At 51.7% G+C, this 14563-nt stretch carries 12 protein-coding genes and 1 pseudogene; all 13 read left to right on the top strand.

The annotated features are described in order from the left end of the window. The first annotated feature begins 63 nt into the window (after positions 1 to 63). A complete protein-coding gene (gene rfbF / locus BR00_RS09895) occupies positions 64 to 837 on the top strand; it encodes a glucose-1-phosphate cytidylyltransferase (protein WP_496477432.1) in 774 nt (257 codons plus the stop codon). Further along, positions 834 to 1913 carry a CDP-glucose 4,6-dehydratase gene (gene rfbG / locus BR00_RS09890; protein WP_496477431.1) on the top strand — a complete coding sequence of 360 codons (1080 nt, stop codon included), beginning with the start codon at positions 834 to 836 and terminating at the stop codon, positions 1911 to 1913. Before rfbF ends, rfbG begins: the two co-directional genes overlap by 4 nt. Beyond that, positions 1898 to 2461, top strand: coding sequence for a dTDP-4-dehydrorhamnose 3,5-epimerase (gene rfbC / locus BR00_RS09885; protein ID WP_496477430.1), 564 nt, complete (start codon positions 1898 to 1900; stop codon positions 2459 to 2461). Before rfbG ends, rfbC begins: the two co-directional genes overlap by 16 nt. Beyond that, entirely contained in the window at positions 2458 to 3684 is a 1227-nt protein-coding gene (locus BR00_RS09880) for a methyltransferase domain-containing protein (RefSeq protein WP_496477429.1), read from the top strand. Before rfbC ends, BR00_RS09880 begins: the two co-directional genes overlap by 4 nt. After that, positions 3681 to 4520 carry an NAD-dependent epimerase/dehydratase family protein gene (locus tag BR00_RS09875; protein ID WP_496477428.1) on the top strand — a complete coding sequence of 280 codons (840 nt, stop codon included), beginning with the start codon at positions 3681 to 3683 and terminating at the stop codon, positions 4518 to 4520. The genes BR00_RS09880 and BR00_RS09875 overlap by 4 nt, the downstream gene beginning before the upstream one ends. Beyond that, positions 4517 to 5575 (top strand): class I SAM-dependent methyltransferase, encoded by a 1059-nt coding sequence (locus BR00_RS09870; protein WP_496477427.1) that lies wholly within the window; start codon positions 4517 to 4519, stop codon positions 5573 to 5575. Before BR00_RS09875 ends, BR00_RS09870 begins: the two co-directional genes overlap by 4 nt. Beyond that, positions 5568 to 6338, top strand: a complete 771-nt coding sequence (locus BR00_RS09865) for a cephalosporin hydroxylase family protein (protein WP_496477426.1) — start codon at positions 5568 to 5570, stop codon at positions 6336 to 6338. Before BR00_RS09870 ends, BR00_RS09865 begins: the two co-directional genes overlap by 8 nt. A 29-nt stretch (positions 6339 to 6367) precedes the next feature. Beyond that, complete coding sequence (locus tag BR00_RS09860) at positions 6368 to 7057, top strand: class I SAM-dependent methyltransferase (RefSeq protein ID WP_496477425.1); 690 nt, start codon at positions 6368 to 6370, stop codon at positions 7055 to 7057. A gap of 19 nt (positions 7058 to 7076) precedes the next feature. Next, positions 7077 to 8795, top strand: a complete 1719-nt coding sequence (locus BR00_RS09855; protein ID WP_496477424.1) for a glycosyltransferase — start codon at positions 7077 to 7079, stop codon at positions 8793 to 8795. Then, positions 8792 to 10681, top strand: a complete 1890-nt coding sequence (locus tag BR00_RS09850; RefSeq protein ID WP_496477423.1) for a glycosyltransferase — start codon at positions 8792 to 8794, stop codon at positions 10679 to 10681. The genes BR00_RS09855 and BR00_RS09850 overlap by 4 nt, the downstream gene beginning before the upstream one ends. A 6-nt stretch (positions 10682 to 10687) precedes the next feature. Next, positions 10688 to 11239 (top strand): annotated as a pseudogene (locus tag BR00_RS09845) (glycosyltransferase family 2 protein); the annotation flags it as partial. 363 nt (positions 11240 to 11602) lie between these two features. After that, positions 11603 to 12964, top strand: a complete 1362-nt coding sequence (locus BR00_RS09840) for a glycosyltransferase family 4 protein (RefSeq protein WP_496477473.1) — start codon at positions 11603 to 11605, stop codon at positions 12962 to 12964. Positions 12965 to 12973: 9 nt separating this feature from the next. Next, positions 12974 to 14563 carry a glycosyltransferase family A protein gene (locus BR00_RS09835; RefSeq protein ID WP_496477422.1) on the top strand — a complete coding sequence of 530 codons (1590 nt, stop codon included), beginning with the start codon at positions 12974 to 12976 and terminating at the stop codon, positions 14561 to 14563.

Genomic DNA, 14563 nt, shown 5'->3' with positions numbered 1-14563 from the left:
TCGCTTGCTATGCGTTCAGATATCATGCTCACAGGCACCCCAGCGCACGGAGGGACAAGCATCATGAAAGCCGTTATCCTCGCCGGTGGTCTTGGCACCCGTATCTCCGAAGAAACCCATCTGCGCCCCAAGCCGATGATCGAAATCGGCGGCAAGCCGATCCTGTGGCATATCATGAAGATCTACTCTGCCCATGGCGTGAACGACTTCATCGTCTGCCTGGGATATAAAGGCTACGTCATCAAAGAATACTTTGCCAACTACTTTCTTCACATGTCTGATGTCACTTTTGACATGTGCACCAATTCCATGATCGTACACGAGCACAAAGCCGAACCATGGAAAGTCACTCTCGTCGACACCGGCGAACACTCCATGACCGGAGGTCGACTCAAACGGGTAGCTCCCTATCTGTATGGTGAATCTGCATTTTGTTTCACCTACGGCGATGGTGTCGCCGATATCGATATCTCTGCAGAAATCGCCTATCACAAAAACCATGGGAAGCTGGCAACTGTTACGGCAGTGCAGCCGCCCGGACGTTATGGAGCCCTGATTCTGGAAGATTGTACCGTGCGCGGCTTTCAAGAAAAACCTCCAGGGGATGGGGCCTGGATCAATGGGGGTTTTTTTGTCCTGTCACCCAAGGTCATCGACCTGATTGCGAACGATGCCACTTCCTTTGAAGGGGATACCCTCCCTCGACTTGCGGCCCTAGGAGAGTTGCAATCCTTCGAACATGACGGCTTCTGGCAGGCCATGGATACGCTACGGGACAAAAACCATCTCGAAGAGTTGTGGCGCAGCGGCCAAGCGCCGTGGAAATGCTGGGAATGAAACCGTTCAGTAATATCTACCATGGCAAGTGTGTCCTCGTGACTGGGCATACCGGATTCAAGGGCAGTTGGCTGACGTTATGGCTCACAGAGTTGGGCGCACGCGTAGTTGGCCTTGCGCTTGATCCCGAGACGAATCCCTCCCATTGGGAGCTACTTGAGCTTTCGATCGACGACCGACGCGCTGACATTCGGGATGCAGTAGCCATGACTCGGCTCATTGCAGAAACACAACCAGAAATTGTGTTTCACCTCGCTGCGCAGCCCTTAGTTCGGCGCTCATACTGCGAGCCTCTCACAACATGGGCTACTAACGTCATGGGAACAGCAAATCTCCTGGAAGCGTGCCGACACACCCCGAGCGTGCGTGCCATCGTCGTCATTACTTCTGACAAATGCTATGAAAATCGAGAGTGGACTTGGGGTTACCGTGAAATTGACCCTTTGGGCGGCCATGATCCCTATAGCGCTTCCAAGGCTGGTGCAGAACTCGTAGCTGCCAGTTACCGTGCTTCCTTCTTCAATGAGGATACCACGGTGCTGCTTGCCACCGCGCGTGCGGGCAATGTCATCGGCGGGGGTGACTGGTCCGAGGATCGCCTGATTCCCGATCTGATCCGCGCAGTAACCAAGAGAGAGCACTTGCAAATTCGCTCGCCGCAAGCCACGCGCCCCTGGCAGCACGTGCTGGAATCCTTGAGTGGCTACCTGGTGTTGGGACAACAGTTGCTTGCCGGTAACAGAGCCTTTGCCGAAGCCTGGAACTTTGGCCCCGAACCTGAAGGCAATCGCACAGTGGCTGAGGTACTCGGCAAGCTGACGGGTCATTGGCCTGCTCTACGCTGGCAGATTACGGAAAACCCACAGCTTCACGAGGCTACACTGCTCTATCTCTACAGCAGCAAAGCACGTAGTCGGTTGAAGTGGCAACCAGTGTGGAATTTCGATACGGCACTGGCGAAGACAGTTGAGTGGTATCGCACCTGGATGGAGACCGGCCAAATCATCAGTGGGGCACAACTGGCAGAGTATATTGCTACAGCAGTAGAACGAGGTCTCCCATGGGCACAAGCATGACCATCCGTCCTACCCCGATAGCAAATCTCATGGTGGTTGAGAGTACACCGCACATTGACCCGCGCGGCGCATTCACCCGCTTCTATTGCGATCGCGAACTCGCAGAAGTCATGGGCGATCGCCGCATCGTCCAGATCAACCACTCTCGTACTCAGCGGGTAGGTGATGTGCGTGGTTTGCACTTCCAGTATCCGCCCCATGCCGAGATGAAGCTGGTGCGCTGTCTCAGAGGGCGCGTGTGGGATGTTGCCGTTGATCTGCGGGCCAACTCCCCTACCTTTCTTCACTGGCACGCCGAGGAGCTGACGCCCGAAAACGGCCGTATGATAGTTATTCCTGAAGGCTTTGCTCATGGCTTTCAGGTGTTGGAGGCAGCAAGCGAACTGCTCTACCTGCATACCGCTTTTTATGCGCCAACCGCAGAAGCGGGGATTCGCTGCGACGATCCACACCTTGCCATTCCATGGCCCCTTCCCGTCTCCGATCTCTCCGTCCGGGATGCTAACCATCCGCTGCTCACGCCCGACTTTTCCGGAATCCTCTTATGAATTGCCGCCACTGCAAAAGGCCGCTCACCCATAAGTTTATCGATCTTGGCTTTGCGCCGCCGTCGAATGCCTATTTGACCGAAGCAGATCTGTACCGACCGGAAAAATATTTTCCCCTCCGTGTTATGGTCTGTGACGCCTGCTGGCTGGTACAGACCGAGGACTATGCGCAGGCAGACGAACTCTTCAGCGCTGACTATGCCTATTTTTCCAGCACCTCGGCCAGTTGGCTGGCACACGCCGCCCGCTATGCGACTAAAATGATCGACAGGCTCAAGCTCGACCAAAACAGCTTCGTGTTGGAGATTGCGGCGAACGATGGCTACCTGCTCAAGAATTTCGTCGCTGCTGGCATTCCCTGCCTGGGCATCGAACCTACTGCCAGCACTGCCGCCGCTGCCGAAAAGCTAGGGATCCCAATCCTGCGCGAATTTTTTGGCGAAGCGCTGGGCAAGCGCCTAGCGGCAGAGGGCAAACAGGCCGACCTGATCGTCGGCAATAATGTCTACGCCCATGTACCCGACATCAACGACTTCACGCGTGGGCTCAAGGCCGCGCTCAAACCAGGCGGCACGATCACGCTCGAGTTTCCCCACCTGATGCAGCTCATCGAACATTGTCAGTTCGACACCATCTACCACGAGCACTTTTCCTACTTATCGCTCTTTACCGTGAAGCGCATCTTCGAAAGTGCGGGTTTGCGGATTTTCGATGTCGAGCAGCTACCCACCCACGGCGGCAGTCTGCGCATCTATGGATGCCATGCCGACGATGGGCGCAAGGAATCGCAAGCAGTGGCTACTCTTTTGGCCGAAGAGGCCCGCCGTGGGTTGCAAACTCTTGAACCCTATCAAAATTTTCAGGCCCGTGCGGAGCGGATCAAAGATGATCTTCTTGAGTTTCTCATCGAACAAAAGCGCGCCGGCAAAAAAGTCGCTGCCTACGGCGCTGCTGCTAAGGGAAATACGTTACTCAACTATGCCGGTGTCAAGCCTGATCTGTTGCCTTTCGTCTGCGATGCCGCTCCGGCGAAGCAAGGCAAGTTTTTACCAGGCAGCCACATTCCGATCCTCCCTCCGAGCGCTTTACGGGATTTCGCGCCAGACTATGTACTCATCCTACCGTGGAACCTACGCGAAGAAGTGACGAAGCAAATGACCTACGCGCAAAACTGGGGTGCGCGATTCGTTATCGCTGTGCCTGCGCTCAGGGTGATTCCATGAGAATAGCTGTTACGGGTGCCTCGGGATTCATCGGCCGCGCTGTGCTCACCGAGCTGGCGCGCCGAGGTATTTCTGCGGTGGCATCCTCCCGTTCCGGAATTGGTATTCCGCTGGGTTCCGCCCACAAGTCCGTTGTGTTAGATATTCACGAGAATGCCGCTGACGCCTACGAGCGCCTCGGCCGACCGGAGACGGTCATCCACCTTGCCTGGAGTGGGCTACCCCATTACCATTCGTTGCACCATTTTGAGACAGAGCTGCCGGTCCAGTACCGCTTCCTCAAGAGCCTCATCGTATCAGGCACACAGAACCTTATTGTTGCCGGCACCTGCTTCGAATACGGCATGCAATCTGGTCCCCTCAACGAGGACTTGCCGACGAAACCAGCAAACGCCTATGGCTTTGCCAAGGATGCACTGCGCCGCAAGCTGGAATTCCTCAAGACCTCGCGGCCCTTCGCCCTGACTTGGGCGCGGCTGTTCTACCTCTATGGGGAGGGCCAAGCCAGCACCTCGCTCCTATCTCAGCTGCGTCAGGCCGTGGCGCGCGGAGACAAAACCTTCAATATGTCCGGTGGCGAGCAGTTGCGCGACTACCTGGCCGTTGAAGAGGCCGCCCGCCTGCTCGTTTCTCTGGCGCTTGCCCGCTGCGATGCAGGTGTGGTCAACGTCTGCTCGGGCCGACCGATCTCCGTACGCCGTTTAGTTGAAGGCTGGATCCGCGATAATGGCTGGGCGATCGATCTCAACCTGGGTCATTACCCCTACCCCGACTACGAGCCAATGGCCTTCTGGGGCGATCGGCGCAAGCTGGACAGTATTCTGGAGAGGCAATGAACAGGGAGCTCTATCGCGCGGAACAGTTGCCGGTCTTTCAGAACCGCATCTATCGCACTGCTGAGGCGGCGCGGAATTGCGTGCGCGGTGATCTGGTCCTGGTACAAGACCCGCGCACAGGACTTGTGTACAACGCAGCGTTCCAGCCGGAGCTGATCGAATACGATGCCCACTACCAGAACGAGCAGGCAGCGAGTTCGGTGTTCCGCACGCATCTGGATGAAATCACGGCGATCATCGAACGGCATTTTCGTGGGAAAAGTTTGCTTGAAGTGGGCTGCGGCAAGGGCTATTTCCTCGAGCACCTGCTGGCAAAGGGCTTTGATGTCACCGGTGTCGACCCGGCCTACGATGGTGCCAACCCCCGGGTGATCAAGAGGCGCTTCAGCTGCGATGCGGGTCTGCGCGGGGAGGGCCTCGTGCTGCGCCACGTGCTGGAACACATCCCGCACCCGGTGGCCTTCCTCGCTGAGCTGCGCGAAGCGAACGACGGAGAGGGCACGATCTTCATCGAAGTGCCTTGCCTAGACTGGATCTGTCGTCACCGTGCTTGGTTCGACGTCTTCTACGAGCACGTGAACTATTTCCGGCTCGACGATTTCCGGCGTATGTTCGGGCGCATTCTGGAAGCCGGCCACGTCTTCGGTGGGCAGTACCTTTACGTCGTTGCAGACCTTGCTTCTCTGCGCGATCCAGTTCAGGATCGGGGCATGCCGTTCGCGCTTCCAGACGACTTTACCGCCTCTATCAACCAGTTCGCCGAACGTATTCGTGCCCGCGGTGCGGCTGTGGTATGGGGCGGTGCCTCGAAGGGGGTGATCTTCTCCCTCTTCATGCAGCGCGCGGGAGCCAGGATCGATTGCGTCGTCGACATCAATCCCGCCAAGCAGGGATGTTACCTCCCGGCCACCGGACTACGCATTTCCTCGCCGGAGGAAATGCTAGAGCGGACGGCGCCTGGTACCGACATCTACGTGATGAACGGCAACTATCTCGAAGAGATCCGAGAAATGACTCGCAATAGATTTCATTACATAACGGTGGATCATGAGTGATTTTCAGCAGGAAGTAAAAGACCGGATTGCCGCTCATGCGCAGGACGCAGACCTAAAGTCCAATGCGGCAGCCTTCATGCACTCGTCCCTTGCGGGCAAGTATTCCTACAATTTTTCTTGGCTGGGCCGCCCTATCATTCAGTACCCCCAGGACATCGTCGCGATGCAGGAACTCATCTGGCAGATCAAACCAGACCTGATCATCGAAACCGGCATTGCTCACGGTGGTTCGCTGATTTTTAGTGCCTCCATGCTCGCGCTACTTGACCTATGCGAAGCGATTGAGACTGGCACCATCTTTGACCCTAGACAATCCAAGCGCAAGGTGCTGGGCATCGATATCGACATTCGCCCGCACAACCGTGCCGCCATCGAGGCCCATCCGATGGCTTCGCGTATTCAGATGATTCAGGGTTCCAGCATTGCGCCGGAGATCATCGAGCAGGTCAAGCAGGCAGCGCAGGGCTATCAGCGTGTGCTGGTCTGTCTCGATTCCAACCACACCCATGCCCATGTGCTGGCCGAACTGCAGGCCTATGCGCCGCTCGTCAGTGTTGGCAGCTATTGCGTGGTGTTCGATACCATCGTCGAAGACATGCCCAAGGAAATGTTTCCCGACCGCCCCTGGGGGCCCGGTAACAATCCGAAAACAGCAGTGCGGGAATACCTGAAAACCCATCCAGAATTCGAAATCGACAAAAGCATCCAGCACAAGCTGTTGATCACCGTCGCGCCAGATGGCTATTTAAAGCGGATTGAATAAAAAGCGGATTGAATAAAAAAGGAGATAATATGAACAAACGTGTAGATTGGCAAAGCGCGCAAAAATATGAACTCGCTGAAGCATTCAACTACATGAATAACAATAATAATTTTAAAAAATTACTAAAACAAGTCAACACAGGAGAAATAAATGTTTCAAAAGGATATTATGATAATCTTATTATCAGTGAATTTTTTTCAAATGATTTGAATGAATGGAAAAAATTTCTCAATCATATTCATAAAAAAACAGTTCTTGAAATAGGTCCTTGCTTAATATCTGTAGTTTCTACATGGGATATTGCACAAAAAAGAATAGTCATTGAACCCCTTTTAAATGAGATCAAAAAATATCAAAATAATATTTTTCATATGGATGGATTCCCAAATACTGTTGGATATTCTTTACCAGCAGAAAAATTAATAGAAGAACTTGTGGGGAAGATCGATGGAGCAATACTCATAAGAAACTGTCTTGATCATACACCATACTGGCCATTTATACTGAGCAATATATCGGATTATTTAATAAGCGGAGGATATTTGCTTCTATGGAACGATCTTTTACATCCCAAAAGCTACGAAGATGGTCATTACGACATCATAGACAACATTGATTCCTTTAAAAGATTGATTGTTAAATTTGGATTTGAAATTATATCAGAATATCAAGAAAAAGATCGACACCTCAATTATGGATGTCGGGCAATAAAAAAATAAATAATATAGGATATATTCCATGCACAAACCTCTTGTTACCATTGGAATTCCAACTCATAACAGACCTCATGAACTACGAAGAGCAATATTAAGCGTTCTTCATCAAACATATAAAAATATAGAAATCATAATTTCAGAAAATCCTTCGAGAGTGGATTCTTTCAAAGCAATTGAAGATATTTTAGATAAAAGAACACTTTTTTTTAAACAAAATAAAAATATAGGTCCAATAAAAAATTTTGAATTTCTTCTTAAAAAGGCATCTGGGGATTATTTTATGTGGCTCTCCGATGATGATATCATCAAAGAGGATTTTATAGAGAAATGTGTTTATACATTTTCTCAAAACAAAGATGCTATAGCTGTAACAACAAGGCTCCAATATTTCTCTGAAAATGAATTATTTGGATTCTTCGAAGAAAATACCATAGATTTTAGCAAAATAAACAAAAAAAAAGAAAACATACTCTCAATACTAGATCACAATTATGGGAACCTTATTTATAGTCTTTATAGACGAGAAAAACTCTTCTTTAATGGAAAATCTATATTAGAAATAATCAAAATGGATTCTGGGAATGAAATTCCTTTTTTTGTTTTTTTAGGATCTCAAGGCAAGTTCTTTGTTTTAAATGGAGTTCATTTCTTCAAAAGAACAAATTTAAACACATATCTCCAGGCACGATGGGAAAAACAAGGAGGAATGATACCAAATTGGCAAAAAATTCTAGAAGATAAAAACAGCATCAAAAATTATCATATAAAAACACTTTTAGAAATAAAAGATAGCATAAAAAAATTAGATTTTTCAGATCAATGGAAGTCAGAAATAAAAGAAAAAGCAAACAAATTAATCATAAAACACTATAAAAAAATGATTGAGTCTGCAGAAGATCCTCAAAACAAAGAAAAAATATTTATAGGAATGCCTGTATACAATGGAGAACGTTTTATTCATGGAGCGATAAATAGCATCATCAATCAAACATATACAAATTGGATACTTTTTATATCAGATAACAACTCTGAAGACAAAACATTTGAAATAGCCCAATATTTTTCTAACAAAGACCCAAGAATTGTCTGTGTTAAAAAATGGAATAATATTGGTGCAATAAAAAATTTTGAATTTACACTCAAGTCTTCATATTGCAATTACTTTAAATGGATGGCTCATGATGATATATTGGAAGATACATTTTTAGAAAAATGTATTTATGAGCTCAGAAAGGACAAAGACATTATGTTTGCATGTACAGGCATTAGAAACATCGATTCATTCAACAGAACTATCCGGAACTACCCAGGATTTCACACATTAGCTACGAATTCAATCACAAAAAATGTAAAAAAATTTTTATTGCAACCTGAAATTCTTGGGAAGGCAAACTTGATTTATAGTGTTTTTAGAACAGAATTTTGTAAAGATATATGGGATGTCATACAATTACCAGAATGTTGGGGAGGCGATATGGTTTTTATGCTTGCTGCCATAGCAAGAGGAAAATACAAAATAATTCCAGATGTACTCTTTAATAAGAGATACTGCAGAGAAACAGATTCTCCAGAACGAATAGACACAATAACAATTAATGATCCTGAAAATCATATTTTTCCTTTAGAGAAATATGAAGAATATAAAAATGCTCTTCTTAGGGCTACTCTAAATACAAAATATTATTTTTTGACAGAAAAAATAATGGAAAAACGATACCAAAAAGCACTTTCCAGACAATGAAAATTCAAGCCATATTTTTCAGCAAGGACAGAACGCTCCAACTCCACGGTGCGTTCAGTTCATTTTATCGTTGCTGTCTTGATTCTGAGGATATTGTCGTCCGGGTCCTGTATCAGGCATCTACGGATCGCCACCATCGCCAATACCAAATCCTTGGGAGCGAGTTTCCTCAAGTTCAATATATCCGGGAAACCCATTTTCGCCATCAATTGCTCGCTCTTGTCGCTGATGCGCCATGGATTCTCTTCGCCGTAGACGACGTCCTTTTTTACCGTCCTTTCTCCCTGCATGAATGTATTACATCCATGGAAATGTGTCCGGAGGTGCTGTCGGCGAACCTTCTTTTAGGAAAAAATACTGTATATTGTTATCCCCAAAATGCCTCACAGGAAATTCCTCTGCTCGAGCCTATACCCAAATCTACAATGTTACGTTTTCGCTGGGACAATGCAGAGTATGATTTTGGATATCCTTTAGAAATTTCTGGTTCTCTTTACCGGGCGTCGACCATTATCAGCCTTCTGCAACATATTGCTTTCGATAACCCGAACACTCTCGAAGCAGCACTCAGTCAACATACCCATCTCGTTGCCCACATGCCATGGCGCATCATATATCCGCAATCCGTTGGATTCTGCAATCCACTCAACCGAGTACAGCAAGTTTATGACAACCGTGTTGCAGCGCACTCCATCGATGCGGAGACTCTCTCCCGATATTTTGACGCAGGCCAGCGCATTGATAGCGACGCCTATGCCTCTCTCGTCCCCAATGCCGTTCATTTCGAGGCTCCGCTCCATCTCCGCCCAACCCGCATCCAAATCCAGCCAGGCAACACCCCTCCCTCCATCACAGCGGTCATTCCTGTCTTCAATGGCGCGGCCTTCCTGCCCCAGGCTGTGGCAAGCCTGGTGGCCCAGCAATATGGGCCTCTGGAAATCATTATCGTCAACGATGGGAGCACCGACGACTCTTCAGCCGTGGCCCACCGCTTGGCACACACCCACGCCCCTCTGCCCATCCACGTCATCGACAAACCCAACGGCGGCCTGGCCGATGCCCGCAATGCCGGAATCGCCCGCGCCCGTGGTGATTGGATTTTGCCCCTGGATTGCGACGACTGCTTTGCCCCGGGCTTTCTCCACCACGCTGCGGACATCATTGCCAAACATCCTGAAATCAATCTCATCTTTTCCAATGTGCAGGAATTCGGGGCGCGCAACAATGTCTGGACCCCACCGGAATACTCTTGGGAGGAAATCCTCGAGCGCAACACATTCCCTTATGCATCGCTGTACCGCAAAGACTTATGGACCATGAGCCAGGGTTACGACCCCAGCATCCCGTGGGGAGCAGAAGACTGGAACTTTTGGATACAATGTACTCCACTCGGCATAAAGCCGTACCGCATCCAACAATGTTTTTTCCATTACCGGATTCACGCCCATGGGTCCATGTATACGAGCATGATGGCCCATTGGCCGGAAGTGGTGGCATGCCTGCATACGCTGCATCCATACATGTATCCTGTAAGTAGTCTGCTCGAAGAGCATCAAGTCATTGCCAATATGCACCCAGATACTGCAACGCGCATCGAAGAGATCATCGCCAAGCATCCAGACCGCCCCATGCCGTACTTCTGGCGAGGTCTGCGGCAAGAGGCAGCAGGCCGACTCCCCGAGGCCATCGCTGACTACATCAGAGCAGCCAATCTGGCGCCGTACAACCAATGGCAGCCCTACTACCGCCTCTACTGCGTTAACACCACGTTAGGACGCGTCATTGCTGCCCGAGACGCAGCAGAAGAATGTGTCAAACGGCAACCCCAATGGGAATCTCTTTTAGGGGTTACCAACGTCTTTTGCGCTCAACCAACCGCTCCATAGTCTTTTATGAAAAATCCACTAATCTCTGTTATCATTCCATGCTTCAATTACGGAGCATACCTTCAAAAATGCCTGCAAAGCGTTTTTATAAGCGCACAAAACATCCCCAAAGAAATCATCGTTGTCGACGATGGATCGACAGACAATACGCGGGAGATCGCCAGTCAATTCCAAGAGCACATCACCTATATCTTCCAAGAAAATACTGGCCTTTCCGCGGCAAGAAACACGGGCATGCAACACGCGACGGGAAAATACCTTCTCTTTCTCGACGCGGACGACCTTTTGGCTCCGAATACCATTCCCGTACAAACATCCATCCTCGAAACCCAGCCAGATGTGGATATCGCCATCTGCCAAACCCGCGAAGTCCTCTCCATGGGGCCAGACGGACCAATGGCGCCCATAGGATTTTGGTGGTTGGTGCGAGACTCTATTCCTCTGCACCTCTGCCATTTCAACATTGCCCCCCCACACGCCTATATCATCCGCCGCCATCGCGCACTTGAAAATGGATTTTTCGACACGACACTGCGAGCATGCGAAGATTATGATTTTTGGTTTCGGTGCGCAGTACGCGACATGCAATTTTGCTCTCATGCTCAAACATATGTTTTATACAGAAAACACTCCAAGAGCATGAGCGCCAACAAAAAAAATCAGATTAAGCATGATATAATCATGCATTATAGAATATTCAACACAATGAAAAGCTGGAAATTTGCGCAAAGTTCTTATAAAACATGGATTGCTCATACACTGGGATGCGCAGTGACCGCTCTACGATGCGCACAAGAAAATCAAAAAGACAGTATAGCCAAAATAACAAGACTTCTCCTCGCATCTCTACAAAATGCGTCTCAAAGAATACATTTTTTTGATGATTCATGCAACATCATTCAATATTATCTTGTAAAGCTGATGCAGCATCTTTTGTTGCTCAAATTGCTTCGGGATCCATCCATTAAATCAGCCATCCATATCATCCAAAGCCTGCACCCGGACCTTCCGCAAGACGCGAGCGCCCTCGCCAAGATTGAAGCCACCTGCATGCCCCTGGTGCACCACCCCCAATCCTACACACCGCCCCCTGCAGTGGTGGCTGTGCAACCGCACCGTAAACGTATCCTCTTGGGGAGCGACTTTTTCTGGCCATCACTGGGAGGCTGCGAGATCTTTCTCCAAGACCTCGGCGCCCAATTGCTCCGTGAAGGCTATGAAGTCCATGTAGTTACCCGCCAGATTGCTGAGCGCCAAACCTTCCAGCATCACGGCATGCACATCCTGCAATGGCAGTGCAGTGGACGGTTCCAAGACAGACACTTGGGGGACCAGTATGCGGCTTATGCACATTTCATCGAACACGCCGACTACCATGCGGCATTCTTCCTCGGGCAGCCGGACTCCTGGATACATGCCCCCATCCTTTCTAGCTCTCCCCAAACCCCAATACACCTCATCCCGGTCATCAATCCTGAACTCGTGCAGGGCTGGATAGCGCATAAACAGGAGACGCTGATCGCAGCAGTACTCCATCGTGCCCGTTCCTGCATGTCCCTCACCCCAGGGGGGTTAGACGCGCAATTCTTGCGTGCCGCTGGCGTGCCTCCCATATTCGTTCCCCACGCCCTCACCCCCTTTGCGCCCAACCCAGGGTTTCGGCAGCGCCATAACCTGGCGGCAGACCTCCCCCTGCTCGTTCATGTGGGTAATTTCTGGCCCGTCAAAAACCAGCTCGGACTCATCGAGGTCCTCTCCAAGACACCAGGTGCCTGGCAAATGGTCTTCATCGGCGCCGCACTCCCGTGGCCCCACGAGCAGCACTATTTCGCCGCAGCAAAGAAATTGGCGGCCCAGGATCCCCGCATCCGCATCCTCGGGCCCCTTCCTGCGCACGAAGCGGACGCCGCCATCGCCGAGGCGGACATCCTGCTCCTTTCCTCCCATGCCGAATGTCGGCCACTGGTCATCCTCCAGGCAATGCACCACGGCACCCCCTGGATCGCCACGCCGCAGTGCAATAGCGTCCACTGGGACGCCGGGGGCGTGGTCTGCCCGCTGGAACAATTCCCCCGCGCCATCCACCGGCTTCTGGAGCGTCCAGCCCTGCGCAAGGCCTTGGGTGTCCTGGGCACCGAACTTTGGACTGCCTGTTTTTCCTGGGAAAAAGTGCTGCCGCTGTTTCTGCAGATCATTGAAGAAGGCCGCCCGCAAGCAGAAATCACGCTTCCTGCGGACATACTGGCCGCCACCCAAACCATGGCGCAAAAGATCCTTGGATAACGGAGCGTTATGCACTTCTTCCTTCGCTTCCGCGGCACGTTGGAAACAGCACCGGCCCTATGGGCAGCACAGCAGATCCTTGAGGGCGTGCCCTCCCCCGCGCAGATGGAACTCGCTCACGCGCTCCTGCGCCATGCCCTGGCCCTGGAGCCCTGGGACCGCGAGCTTGCGACACTGGCCAACTCTTTGGCCGCGGCCATGGGACGCCCCCCCTTGCCCCTTCCGGACGCCCCTCCCCGCGCCGCCATCGACACCATCGTGGAACGCCACCGCGACGACCCTCTGGCCCTGCTCCGCACCGACCTTCCTGCTCCGGTCCGGCACCGGATCCTGCTTTCCCTCTGGGCAACGGGGCAGCACCCTGAAATCTTTGCCGAAGAAGCCCACATGTGGGCACGCACTGCGCCTGGAAGTCCCAACCTGGGACTTTTCGCTTGGGCGGCCCACGGCTTGGGCGCCACCGAACTACGGGACCTGCTCCTGGAACGCGCTGCTTCCACCTGCTTCTGGGCAGAAAACCTGCGCGCCGCTATCGCCACGCTGCATAGCGACGCCGAAACCGCGCGCCGCCACCTCGTGGCAAGCCTATGTCTTGAGCCCGCCCAGCCGCACGCCGTGGAGCAACTGGTCTTGCTCGGTGAAGGCTTTCCAGCGCTTCCTCAAGCCGATGCCTCGGTGCATATCCTCTTCTACACCTTCAACAAGCTGGAAACCACGCTCCGCACCCTGGAGAGTCTACTGGCCACCGATATTGGCGATGCGGCCATCACCCTCCTCAATAACGGATCCACGACCTTTTCCCCGGCAGACCTCGATGCGGGCATTGCCCGCGTGGCCCAAGGTCGACCGGTGCGCTGCATCCATCTACCGATCAATATCGGTGCGCCTGCGGCACGCAATTGGCTCTGGCATCTGCCGGAGGTCCAGCAGGCGCGCTACGTGGCCTTCCTGGACGACGATGTACTTCTGCCGCGCCATTGGCTCTCCCGCTTTCTCGCCGATTTGGAAGCCCATCCCCAATACTGCGCCGTGGGCGGCAAAGTGGTGAATCCCAACCCCTTCCACACCATCCAATACGTGTACCGCTACTTCCAAGAAGTCGGAGAACAGCACATCCGCTTTACTCCCAATGCCCCCATGTTTTTAGACCTTGGACAATACGACGTGGTGCGGCCGTGCCTCTCCGTCATGGGCTGCTGTCATCTCTTCCACCGCCGTCGCATGGAGCGCCTCGGCGTCCCTGACTTCGATGTCCGCTTCTCCCCCTCCCAGGTAGACGACCTGGAGCGGGACATTCAGATTTGGAAGCATGGCGGCATGGTGCTCTATGACGGCCGGGTACGGATCGTGCACCTCCAGGATGCTGGCAGCGCGGCGCCCAAAAGCGAGGCATCCTGGGCCCATGTGTGGGGCAACCACCAGAAGATGGAAGCCAAGTTCCGGGGACAAGAGCTGCGCGCCATCCATGCCCGCGTCCAAGAAACCGAGGCTAAGGCCTGGCGCACGACACTAGCCCGCACCAGGGAGTTTCTCCCTGAAAGCGCCCGCACCTTCTGGACAACACAGATGAAAAACGCTTCCACCTCAAAGCAGCCCTAG

The organism is Thermodesulfomicrobium thermophilum DSM 16697 (genome assembly GCF_059568695.1).
This window is presented reverse-complemented; position numbering and strand designations above follow the sequence as displayed.

Bases quoted from the DNA above. Each gene is read 5' to 3' on its own strand.
- rfbF (WP_496477432.1), top strand. From the start codon at position 64: ATGAAAGCCGTTATCCTCGCCGGTGGTCTTGGCACCCGTATCTCCGAA.
- rfbG (WP_496477431.1), top strand. From the start codon at position 834: ATGAAACCGTTCAGTAATATCTACCATGGCAAGTGTGTCCTCGTGACT.
- rfbC (WP_496477430.1), top strand. From the start codon at position 1,898: ATGGGCACAAGCATGACCATCCGTCCTACCCCGATAGCAAATCTCATG.
- BR00_RS09880 (WP_496477429.1), top strand. From the start codon at position 2,458: ATGAATTGCCGCCACTGCAAAAGGCCGCTCACCCATAAGTTTATCGAT.
- BR00_RS09875 (WP_496477428.1), top strand. From the start codon at position 3,681: ATGAGAATAGCTGTTACGGGTGCCTCGGGATTCATCGGCCGCGCTGTG.
- BR00_RS09870 (WP_496477427.1), top strand. From the start codon at position 4,517: ATGAACAGGGAGCTCTATCGCGCGGAACAGTTGCCGGTCTTTCAGAAC.
- BR00_RS09865 (WP_496477426.1), top strand. From the start codon at position 5,568: ATGAGTGATTTTCAGCAGGAAGTAAAAGACCGGATTGCCGCTCATGCG.
- BR00_RS09860 (WP_496477425.1), top strand. From the start codon at position 6,368: ATGAACAAACGTGTAGATTGGCAAAGCGCGCAAAAATATGAACTCGCT.
- BR00_RS09855 (WP_496477424.1), top strand. From the start codon at position 7,077: ATGCACAAACCTCTTGTTACCATTGGAATTCCAACTCATAACAGACCT.
- BR00_RS09850 (WP_496477423.1), top strand. From the start codon at position 8,792: ATGAAAATTCAAGCCATATTTTTCAGCAAGGACAGAACGCTCCAACTC.
- BR00_RS09840 (WP_496477473.1), top strand. From the start codon at position 11,603: ATGCAGCATCTTTTGTTGCTCAAATTGCTTCGGGATCCATCCATTAAA.
- BR00_RS09835 (WP_496477422.1), top strand. From the start codon at position 12,974: ATGCACTTCTTCCTTCGCTTCCGCGGCACGTTGGAAACAGCACCGGCC.